The organism is Curtobacterium sp. MCBA15_016, assembly GCF_001865105.1.
In the GTDB taxonomy this organism is placed as follows: domain Bacteria; phylum Actinomycetota; class Actinomycetes; order Actinomycetales; family Microbacteriaceae; genus Curtobacterium.
The window spans coordinates 1-1,340 of sequence record NZ_MJGR01000019.1 but is presented as its reverse complement, the minus strand read 5'-3'; the positions used below and the strand labels follow the sequence as shown (position 1 = coordinate 1,340).

Sequence of the window (1,340 nt, the reverse complement as noted above, 5' to 3'; positions counted from 1 at the left end):
CGCGCCTCCCGTCCGTCACCGGTCGCGTCCCGCCCGTCCGGGACGTTCGGCCCTGGTCGACCCGGGCGGCGAGGGTTGGGATGGCGGTGGGTCCGTCAGGACCCGAACCGCCCCCGAGAGGCCTCGTCCATGGACAGCACCGACATCCCGACCACGAGCGCCCGCGCCGATCCGCGGTCGACCTGGCACCAGCGTCACCACTCGACCCTGTCGCGGGGCGAGCGCGCCGCGGACGCCATGCGCAACGGGATGGGGAGCTGGGGGTTCGTCGGCGGGTTCGTCGCGTTCATGCTCGTCTGGGCGGCGGTGAACACGGCCGCGGTCCGGTGGGACCCCTACCCGTACATCCTGCTGAACCTGTTCCTCTCGATGCTCGCCGGCCTGCAGGGCGCCATCCTGCTGATCGCCGCCAAACGGCAGGACGGCATCGCCGCCGCGCTGGCGCAGCACGACTTCGACACGAACGCGGCCGCGAAGGTGGACATCGAGGCGCTGCTCCGGATCAACCACCAGCAACTCGTGATGCTCGCCGAACTCCGCGCCCTCGTGACGTCGGTGGGCGATCCGCTGGTGCACGGTGCTCCTGCGCCGGAGGTGCCGGTCCGGTCCTGACCTGCGTCCACTCGCCGGACGGGGACGGACCGCCCGCACGGACCATTCCGCGGGGTCGGTCGACGACCTGGTTCGCCCCGGGCACCTCGTCAGGGCCGGGACGAAGGACCCTGGCCGGCACCGTCCCGGGTGGGTACCGTCGCTGGCCAGCACGCACCCGCCCGGAGCCCGACGCATCCGGCGACGAGGGCGCGCACCGACCCGAGGAGTGCCCCATGTCCGAGCACAGCGAAGCCGTCCGCCGGCCGACGATCGACCTCCGGGAAGCCGTCCGGTCGGTGGTCCGTGGGGCGGCGGACTTCACCGGTCGTGCCGTGCGACCCGAGTTCTGGTGGTTCTTCCTCTTCAGCGCCGTCGTCGGCACCGCGCTCGGTGCGGCGAACGTGGTGACGCCCGCAGGCACCGTGATGATCGGTTCGGCACTGTCCGGTGTGTGGTCGGTCGTCGTGCTCGTCCCGACCCTCGCCGTCACGGTGCGGCGGCTGCGGGACGCCGGTCGGCGGTGGCAGAACCTGTTCTGGCTGCTCCTGCCCGTCGTCGGGCCGATCATCCTCATCGTCCGGCTCTGCGAACCCAGCGTGGTCGCGGCGACGAACGGCCCGACGGGACCGTCGACGCTGCCACTGGACGGTCAGGCGGTCCGACACTGAGCTCGGCAGACGGGCCCGAAGCGTCTGCATCGAGGACGGTCCGCACGACGGCGTGCGGACCGTCGGACGGGAGGCGCG

General features: G+C 72.7%; 2 protein-coding genes. Both read left to right on the top strand.

The window, feature by feature from the left end; translation table 11 throughout:
- Positions 1-129: 129 nt before the first annotated feature.
- On the top strand, positions 130-612 hold the full coding sequence (locus BIV03_RS08485) for a DUF1003 domain-containing protein (RefSeq protein WP_254790812.1): 483 nt from the start codon (positions 130-132) through the stop codon (positions 610-612).
- 215 nt (positions 613-827) lie between these two features.
- The gene (locus BIV03_RS08480; protein WP_083403299.1) at positions 828-1,262 is read left to right on the top strand and encodes a DUF805 domain-containing protein; all 435 of its coding nucleotides are present in this window, start codon (positions 828-830) and stop codon (positions 1,260-1,262) included.
- Positions 1,263-1,340: the final 78 nt, after the last annotated feature.